Here is an 8,937-nt window from a genome sequence, read left to right as displayed (position 1 = left end):
CTCCCCCGCGCCCTTGACGAAATGCACCTGGCCCGGCGCGACCACCTGCAGTCGCGGGGCGGCGTCGGCGGCGCCGAGGCTCTGGAAAAGATCGCAGGATTCCTGCGCCGCGGCGAGGCCGGGCAGCAGGGCGGCGACGAGCAGTATGACGGCGGCTGGACGCATGCGACTCTCCTTGGGGCGGGCATCCTAGGCCTGGGCGGGACAGGCGTCACCCCGGCGAGGCCTCGCCCGGCTCGACCCTCCGGCCCGGCTGTGCCATGACCATGGGACGACAGGATGGGAGTTCGGGATGAGGATCGCGGTCGGCGGGTTCCAGCACGAGACCAACAGCTTCGCCTCGGTGAAGGCCGGCTACGGCCAGTTCGAAACCACCGACGGCTGGCCCGGCCTGTCGCGCGGCGCGGCGCTGGCGCCGGCCCTGGCCGGGATCAACCTGCCGGCCGCCGGCTTCCTCGTGGCCGCGACGGCGGCGGGGCACCAGATCGCGCCGCTCTTGTGGTGCTCGGCCTCGCCCTCGGCGCCGGTGACCGATGACGCCTTCGAGCGGATCACGGCGATGCTGGTCGCCGACCTGCGCGCCGCCGGGCCGGTCGACGCCGTCTATCTCGACCTGCACGGCGCCATGGTCACCGAAAGCGTGCCGGACGGGGAGGGCGAGATCCTGGCCCGCATCCGCGCCGTCACCGGGCCGGACGTCCCGATCGTGGCCAGCCTGGACCTGCACGCCAACGTCACGCAGCGTATGGTCGACCTGTCCGACCTGCTGGTGCCCTACCGCACCTATCCGCATGTCGACATGGCCGAGACCGGGGCGCGGGCGGCGGCGCTGCTGGATCGCATCCTGTCCGGCTGGCGGCCCGCCAAGGCGTTCCGGCAGGCGGAGTTCCTGGTCTCGCTGATCGGGCAGTGCACGCTCGGCGACCCGGCGCGGCGCCTCTACGCGCTGCTGGCCGGGCTCGAGCGCCGGCACGACGTCTCGCTCGGCTTCTCCATGGGCTTCCCGGCGGCGGATTTCGCCGATTGCGGGCCCAGCCTGGTCGGTTACGGCGCCGATCCTCCGGCGCTGGCCGCGGCGGTCGACGCGATGGCGGCGGCGATCGCCGCGGCCGAGCCCGAGTTCGTGCCGGTGCTGCTGCAGCCGGACGCGGCGGTGGCCGAGGCCCGGCGCCTCTCAGCCGGGGCGAAGCGGCCGGTGGTGCTGGCCGACACCCAGGACAATCCCGGCGGCGGCGCCGAATCCGATGGCGTGGTGCTGCTGGAGGCGCTGATCCGCGGTGGCGCCGAAGGCGCGGTGCTGGGCCTCTTGGCCGATGCGGCGACGGCCGCAGCGGCGCAGGCCGCGGGCGTCGGAGCGGTGCTGGACCGCGGCATCGGCGCCGGCAGCGCCTATCGCGGCCAGCAGCCGCTCAAGGCCGCGTGGACGGTGGAGGCGCTGGGCGACGGCCGCTTCACCGGCACCGGCCCGTTCTACGGCGGCAACCGCATGCAGCTCGGCCCGATGGCGCTGCTGCGCCACCCGGGCGGCGTCCGCGTCGCGGTGTGCAGCCGCAAGCAGCAGGCGGCCGACCAGGCGATGTTCCGGCATCTCGGGGTCGAGCCCTCGGCCCAGAAGATCCTGGCGCTGAAGAGCTCAGTGCATTTCCGCGCCGATTTCGAGCCGATCGCCGAGGCGGTGCTGGTGGTCGAGGCTCCGGGCCCCAACCTGGCCGACCCGGCATCCCAGCCCTTCACCCGCCTGCGCGACGGCGTCCGCCTGCGGCCGCTGGGGCCGGCATTCTTCCGGCGTCCATAGCTCGATCGTCGAGTGTTGCGCTGCCTCTCTCGATAGCCGCTGCGTCAGAACCGGGTGGATCGCTCTGCTGGTTGCGGCGATTTCAAGCCATGGCAAGAGCATTCGGGATCAGCCGGAAGTCGGGCCGCGGTCTCCAGCGCAACCCGCGAGGCTGTCATGGAGAGGCTCGGCAACACGTCCTCCCGCAGCAATTCCTGGCGATTGCGGTCCATATAGTCGTTGAAACCTGCGGTTACGAACGCGCAGGGCACGAAGCACGCGCCGATCTCGCGCGACAAGGTAGCCTCAGGGGCTATCGAATGGTTGAGTACATCTGCCCCCATGCTCCGATACGCCAAGGCTTCGGCCGGGGTGGTCAGTCGCGGCCCATAACAATGGGCAGCCACCAACTGCTGTTCGATGCCGTGAACGCGGCATTCGGCTGGCCAATGACGGCGGGCCGTTTCGGCCAGAACCGCCGCACATCTTGGGCACACGATCTGCTTGCCCGAGCAGTCGAAGCTCTGGCGGTCTGGAAGCAGTGAAAACGGGGTCTGCGTCAGTTCGATGATATCGGCGGTGACCACCATGTCGCCGGGCTGGATCGCCTTGCTGACGGCGCCGACGGTCGAGCAGGCCAGGACTTGCCGCACACCCGCCCTCATCAAGACCCAGAACGCGCGGCGATGGCAGGAATGGTCGATATGGTCGCGGGGGTTGCCGTGGGAATACATGCACAGCGCGCGCTTTGCTCTCCCTTCGGCTGTAATCGATGCATCGAACTCGAGCAGCTTCCAGTTGTCGGTACGACCGAAAGGCGTCTCGAAACTCATGTCACGACGCAGGGTGCGCACACCGGCGAATTCGACATCTTCCGGGAAGGCGAGACCCCAATTCGCCGATCCGGTGATGATCGCCAACGCCACCTGGGGTATGTCCGTCGAATGATCCGCCGGATCGTCGGCTGTGTGATGATTGCTGGGCATGTTTCCAGTCTCGGTCAGGATTTTCGGCGAAGGGTCACGATGAGGACAGCGACCACGACGACGGCCGTCCACAATGTTGAGATCGCCGCTATGGTCGGATCGATCTGATCGCGCAGCGACAGGAACATGAGCTTCGGCAGCGTGCTGTTCTGACCACTGGCGACGAAGATCGAAATGACGGATTCGTCGAGTGAAGTCAGGAAGGCCATCAGTGTCGCCGACAACAAGCTGATCTGAAGTTGCGGAACAATTATTCCGGCGATGGCCGTGGGCCAGTTCGCACCGAGACTGCGCGCTGCCTGAACCTGGTTCCAGTCAAAGCGGGCCAGTGCGGGCAACAGCACAATGCAGGCGACCGGGATGGCCAGCACCACATGTCCGACCAGCACACCGAACAGCGTTCCGACCAGACGCTGCGCCGCCAGCACAAAGAAGAGACCGATCGCAAGTAGGATTCCCGGAGTGATCGAGGGGGTGAGCAGGATGCTCTGGATGGCCGCAGCGGTCTTTCCGCCCAGCCGATTCATCGAGATGCAGGCGAGCAGTGCAAAAGGCACCGCGATCAACGCCGTCAATGTCCCGAGGATCAGGCTCGTTCTGAGCGCAGCCATCCACGTTGCCGAGCCGAAGAAGTTCTCGTACCAGCGCAACGAGTAGGCGTGCGGCGGAAACTCGAGCAGATTCGATGCCGAAAAGGAAAGCGGCACCACCACGAGCGTCGGCACCATCAGAAATGCCATGACGAGAGCAGCAAAGCTCCAGAGGAGGATGCGGGCGAGCCTGTCTTGCGGATAAGCTTCAAGCATGGGGGGCGCCCGTCGTGTTCCGGGCCACCAGGCGCCGTACCGCCAGCAACATCACACCGACCAGCGCCATGAGAACGAGGAGTAGAATGCCCAGGACGCTCGCCGACCCCCAATCCTGAAAGGTCGACAGCGTACGCTCGATCCGGGTCGAGAGAGGATTTACCTTGCCGCCGCCAAGCACCGCCGGCGTGATGAAGAAACCGATCGTGTAGATCAGGACGATGATCGAGCCCGAGAAGATGCCGCCCGCCGAAAGAGGCATGATGACTGTGCGGATGACTTGCCCGAGAGTGGCCCCCATGCTCGCTGCCGCGCGAACAAGGTTTGCATCGATATCCCGCATTGCGGCGTAAACGGGCAGCAGAAAGAGCGGCAGCATGTAGTGAACCATGCCGATCAGCGTTCCCGTGAAGTTGTAGACCAGCGGCAATGGCTCTGCCGTCAGGCCCGAACCCGTCAAGGCCGCGTTGATCAGGCCTTCGCGCCGCAACAGCACGAGCCAGCCATAGGTGCGCACCAGAATAGAGGTCCACAACGGCAGCATGACAAAGGCCATCAGCAGGTTGGCCACCCTGGGTCTGGCGCTGGCCAGAGCGAGCGCCAGGGGGACGCCGAGAAGAATGCAGACCGCCAGCGTGCCGAAGGACAGTTCAAGGGTGGTGACGAGCGCCGACCATGTCAGTCCGCTCGAAAGCACCTTCTCGTAGTTGCCGACGGTGTACTCACCGCCGGTGGTCAGGAAGGATTGCCGGATGATCCAGAGGATCGGCAGTATCGCCGCCAATCCCACGATGATCAGCGCCGGAAGCGAAAGCGAGAGGAAGAACCGCCGCTCGCGTCGCGCATCGGCCGCGAGCGCCGGATCCGGGGCGACGGTCACGCGATCGCTCCGGGCAGCGCGTGAACCTTCGCTGCCGGTGCGTATGCGGTCATCCGCTGGCCGGCGGCAAGTTCGGCGCACCCGCCGGCCAGTCCTGCCGGAATGCAGACAAGAACCTCTTGCCCACCGTCAAGCGCCAGCGTCAAAAGCCAGTTCTCGCCGCGAAACGCCTTGGCGCGCAGTGTTCCTTCGAGAGCCACTCCGTCTCGCCCGACGAGCTTCGCATCGAGATGAAAGCTTTCGGCGCGAATCATCAGAGTTTCGCGCGACGCTTCGGCACCATCGATTCTGCGCGCCGAGCCTGGGGCCACGATATTGGCCTCGCCCATGAACTCCGCGACGAAGCGGGTCGATGGACGATCGTAAATTCGCTGCGGCGTATCGATCTGCTGGATGCGGCCGGAATTCATCACCGCAATCCGGTCAGACATGATCAACGCTTCGCGCTGGTCATGGGTCACGTAGATTGTGGTGATCCCCAGATCATCGTGCAGACGCCGGATCTCGTACTGCATGGTTTCGCGCAGATTCTTGTCGAGCGCCGACAGCGGCTCGTCCATCAGCATCACGCGTGGCTCGAAGACGATCGCCCGCGCCAGCGCCACCCGTTGGCGCTGGCCGCCGGAGAGTGCGGCAACATTGCGCTCCGCCAGACCGTCCAGCTTCACGCGCGTCAAGGTGTCGAGCGCCCGCTGACGCGCCTCCGCTTTCGGCGTCTTGCGCAGCGCCAGGGGATACACGACATTCGCCAGGACATTCATATGGGGAAACAAGGCGTAATTCTGGAATACTATGCCGATGTCCCGTTTGTTGGGCGCCAGGCGGGTGATGTCTCGATCGCCCAACAGGAGTTTACCGGAATCCGGCCGGACAAAGCCGGCCAGAGCCATGAGCAACGTGGTCTTGCCCGACCCCGACGGGCCCAGCAGCGTGAGGAATTCGCCAGCTTTGATGTCGAGCGAAACATCATCCAGTGCGACATAGGGCCCATAAGCCTTGCGCACGCTGTCGATGGTAATCGCGAGCGATTTCATCATGTGCTCAGCCTTATAGAGCTGAGACTCAGCGGGCCATCATTTCATCGAAGGCTTTTTGGGCAGCCTCGCCATTCTTGACCCACCATTCTGAGTTCGAAAACACCGAAGTGCCGGCATTGTCGGGCGCGGTCGCGAGGGTCTTCAGCCGGTCCTCGGGAATGAGGCCACCCTCATATGCCGCTGGATTGACCGGACCGTAGGCAATGAAATCGGTCAGCTTCGCAACTCGCGCGGGCTGCGTCATCGCTGCGATGAGCTGCATCGCGGCTTCCTTGTTCGGCGCTCCCTTCGGCACCCCAAGGCAGTCCGTACCGATGACCGAACCCTTGAACGTGTAGTCGGCCGCGCCGCCATCTGCTTTCACGGTTTGGGCCCGTCCGTTCCAGGTAACGACCAGATCCGCCTCACCGTCTTTCAGCAGCTGCGCCGACTGAGCTCCCGAGGTCCACCACACGGAGACATTTGGTTTGATCGCCTCGAGCCGCTTGATCGCGCGATCCAGACCCTCCGGCGTGCTCAGCACGGCATAGACGTCCGCCGGGGCCACGCCATCGGAGAGCAGCGCGATCTCGATCGAGTCCTGCGCATTGGCACGCAGCGCGCGACGGCCAGAAAATTTGCCGACATCCCAGAACTCCGCCCACGTCTTCGGCGGGTTCTCGCCATAGGTCTTGGTGTTCCACGACATGACGGTGCCATAGGAGTCGAACGGATAGCAGTAATCGGACTTTGCGCCGTCCGGCACGGAGTTCGGGTCGATGATCTTGAAGTCGAGAGGCTCCAGCAGCGATTGTGCGGCGGCCTGCGCGCCTTCTGGTGAGCCCAGGTGAATGACGTCGGTCGTGACCGCACCCGAGGTGACCTGCATCTTCAAGCCGGCCAGGCCGTCGCTGAGGGTCTCCTCGCGGACATCATAGCCAAGCTCTTTTGCGGCAGGGCCCCACATGGCTTCCTTCATGGCATTGCCATAATCGCCACCTGCGGTCGTGATGGTGACTGTTTGGGCAGAGACGGGCAAGGCAACCGTGACTGCGATCGCTGCCAGGGAAACGCGCAGTAGCCGAGACATAGGTTCTCCTCACCCGGGGTTTAAAAACGCTGATCTGACGAGCTTTTTAAAAAATCGTAACGTTACGATTATCGCAAAACGGTCCAGAGTCAAGCTGCTGCCGGATAGGTCCGTTGGTTCGGTGAGCTTGGATTTTACCCGATACGTCGAATCCGGTACCGTTGCGATGCCCGGCGAAATCAGCCGGCGCTCTCGCATATGAAGTCCGGCGGCATGGCCAATCTGAAACAGATCGCGGCGGAACTTTCCCTTTCGGTGACCACCGTATCCCGCGCTCTGAAGGATGGGCCAGAAGTGCATCTCTCGACCATAGAGCGGGTCAAGGAGGTGGCGAAGCGGGTCGGCTATGTACCAAACCATCATGGTCGCGCGCTGAAAACCGGAAAAACCCAGACGCTGACGGCAGTACTGCCGATGGAGACGAGAGACTATCTGTCCGATCTGTTGAAGCTTCCCCTAATCGAAGGCATGACGCTGGCGGCGCGGCAGAGGGGTTATAGTCTGTCCATCTATTCCACCACGCCCGACGATGACCCCGTCGAAAGCGTGCAACGTCTGCTTCAGGCGCGCAGCGCGGACGGCCTGATCATCACGCGAATGGTCTCGGGTGATCCGCGCGTCAAACTGCTGCTGGATCAACGCATCCCGTTCGTCGCGTTTGGAAGGACCGACCTGGACCTCGCCTATCCCTATGTCGATATCGACAATGAGCAGATCGCCTATGATGCGACCCGGCGGCTCATGGACAAGGGCTGTCGGCGCATTGCGCTGCAACTTCTCGTGCCGGAGGACCAGGCGAGCGCCATGCGTCTCGCCGGCTACGGCAGGGCGATGGCCGAGGCCGGCATTCCGATCGACCAATCGCTGATCGGTCACGGCACGTTCACGATGGAATCGAGCGCAGCCTGGTTCGATCGCCTGCTGGCGTCGTCAGATCCGCCGACCGGCCTGGCATGCGCCAACGAACTGGGCCTGCTTGGAGCGTTGCACGCTCTCGGCAGGCGGGGTCTCGTGCCGGGCCGCGACGTCCATATCGTCACCCGCGACAACACGCGTCTGGCGCGCTTCCTGCCGGCGAAGATCGACGTTCATTCCGTAGACATCGCAGATGTCGGGCACAAGCTCGTCGAGATCCTGGAAAGCCGGATCGCCAATCCGCTTGAGCCGGTCGCGACAGTCTTGCTGCAAGGCAGATTCCACCCGGCCGAATAGTCGGGCCGGAAGACGTCGAACCGAGTTGGAAATTTGGTGACGGCATGAATTTCGCCGCTCGGGCATCGCGCGCCCGGGCCGGTCCCCTCATGCCATCCGCCAACGGTCGATACGAATTCGCTTGCCTGAATGTTCCTATTTTGTTCTAATCAGGCCATGATCGATGGTGTCATCACAGCCGGGACTCCCTCCGCCGCTTCGCCGGCCACGGGCGAGGCTGACATTGCGGTGCTGTCCGACCTGGCGGGGCTCGCCTTCGAGCTGGCCCGCGGCTTCCAAGCCCAGGGCGTTGCCGCTCTTGCGACCGGCGACCTCGATCGCGCCGGACAGGCCGAGACCCGCTTCAGCAATCTCTTTCTCGGCATCCGCCGCGCCATCGCGCTGAAGGTCAGGCTGCGCCAGCAGCGGGAGGAGGCGCAGCGCAAGGCCGAAGACCGCAGGAATCGGCGGCAGGACGAAAAAGACCGCCGGCGCCGTGCCGTCGCCGAGGGTGTCTCCGACGCCATCGCCGCCGAGAAGCCCGAGGCCAGGGAGCGGCTGACCACCGAACTCTGGGAACGGCTCACAGAGGACGAGCGCATCGACGTCGATCTCGCCGACACCGTCCTGCCGATCGAGGTCCTGATCGCCCGGCTCCGCCGCGACCTCGGCCTGCCGCCGCATGGACCCGGCGGTGCCGGGCCGGCCGGGACCGGCAAGGCCGATCCGCAGGGCGGCCCGGCCGCCAGGGACACCCGCGGGACCTCCGGTCCGCCCGGGAGTGAGCGCAGCGCCTCCGACACCACCGCCTGCGCGGCCGGCGGTCCGGAGCCGCCCCAAGCCGCCGTGGCACCGCCCCGGCCGGTTCCTCCTCCTTCTGCAGGGGGAGAGCAGGGAGGTGCTGGCCCCGGCCCGCCTGCGACGGCGCCGCCCGGCGAGGACCCGGCCGGGCGCAAGGACCGGGAGCACGCTTGCCGACGAATGGCTGCATGATTGGGCGGAGAGACGCCCGGCACGGGGACCGTGCCGGGCGCCGCCGGCTGCCCGCGCCAGGTATCACGCCCCGCCCGCCAGCCTTCTTAGGCCATCGATCTTTGAGATCGACTCTTCCGTCCCTTTCCCGTCATGGCGAGGAGCGCAGCGACGTGGGCCAACAAACCCCGGTGCCGCGGGGTGGGCCCCCCCCCAAGGGGG

Annotated in this window: 8 protein-coding genes; 3 read left to right on the top strand and 5 right to left on the bottom strand. The window is 65.4% G+C overall.

What is annotated here, in order from left to right:
- The first annotated feature begins 292 nt into the window (after positions 1-292).
- Positions 293-1,795 carry a M81 family metallopeptidase gene (locus AAHM41_RS36775; RefSeq protein WP_342241602.1) on the top strand — a complete coding sequence of 501 codons (1,503 nt, stop codon included), beginning with the start codon at positions 293-295 and terminating at the stop codon, positions 1,793-1,795.
- A 44-nt stretch (positions 1,796-1,839) separates the two neighbouring features.
- Here the strand turns inward: AAHM41_RS36775 and AAHM41_RS36770 are convergent, their stop codons facing one another.
- Genes AAHM41_RS36770 through AAHM41_RS36750 form a run of 5 tightly spaced genes read right to left on the bottom strand, consistent with a single transcriptional unit; the run spans position 1,840 to position 6,552 of the window.
- A complete protein-coding gene (locus AAHM41_RS36770; protein ID WP_342241601.1) occupies positions 1,840-2,760 on the bottom strand; it encodes a phosphorylase family protein in 921 nt (306 codons plus the stop codon).
- Between the two features lie 14 nt (positions 2,761-2,774).
- Positions 2,775-3,566: an ABC transporter permease gene (locus tag AAHM41_RS36765; RefSeq protein WP_342241600.1), complete on the bottom strand. Its 792-nt coding sequence runs from the start codon at positions 3,564-3,566 to the stop codon at positions 2,775-2,777.
- Positions 3,559-4,446, bottom strand: a complete 888-nt coding sequence (locus AAHM41_RS36760; protein ID WP_342241599.1) for an ABC transporter permease — start codon at positions 4,444-4,446, stop codon at positions 3,559-3,561. The genes AAHM41_RS36765 and AAHM41_RS36760 overlap by 8 nt, the downstream gene beginning before the upstream one ends.
- On the bottom strand, positions 4,443-5,483 hold the full coding sequence (locus AAHM41_RS36755) for an ABC transporter ATP-binding protein (protein ID WP_342241598.1): 1,041 nt from the start codon (positions 5,481-5,483) through the stop codon (positions 4,443-4,445). Before AAHM41_RS36755 ends, AAHM41_RS36760 begins: the two co-directional genes overlap by 4 nt.
- A 25-nt stretch (positions 5,484-5,508) precedes the next feature.
- Positions 5,509-6,552 (bottom strand): ABC transporter substrate-binding protein, encoded by a 1,044-nt coding sequence (locus AAHM41_RS36750; protein WP_342241597.1) that lies wholly within the window; start codon positions 6,550-6,552, stop codon positions 5,509-5,511.
- 213 nt (positions 6,553-6,765) lie between these two features.
- On the opposite strand from AAHM41_RS36750, the gene AAHM41_RS36745 reads away from it, so the two are divergent.
- Both AAHM41_RS36745 and AAHM41_RS36740 read left to right on the top strand, forming a co-directional pair.
- Complete coding sequence (locus tag AAHM41_RS36745; RefSeq protein WP_342241596.1) at positions 6,766-7,764, top strand: LacI family DNA-binding transcriptional regulator; 999 nt, start codon at positions 6,766-6,768, stop codon at positions 7,762-7,764.
- Positions 7,765-7,920: 156 nt separating this feature from the next.
- Positions 7,921-8,736, top strand: a complete 816-nt coding sequence (locus AAHM41_RS36740; protein ID WP_342241595.1) for a hypothetical protein — start codon at positions 7,921-7,923, stop codon at positions 8,734-8,736.
- Positions 8,737-8,937: the final 201 nt, after the last annotated feature.

This window comes from Inquilinus sp. OTU3971, from assembly GCF_038440215.1.
The sequence above is the reverse complement of the archived record's forward strand: the minus strand, read 5'-3'. Positions and strand labels throughout refer to the sequence as shown.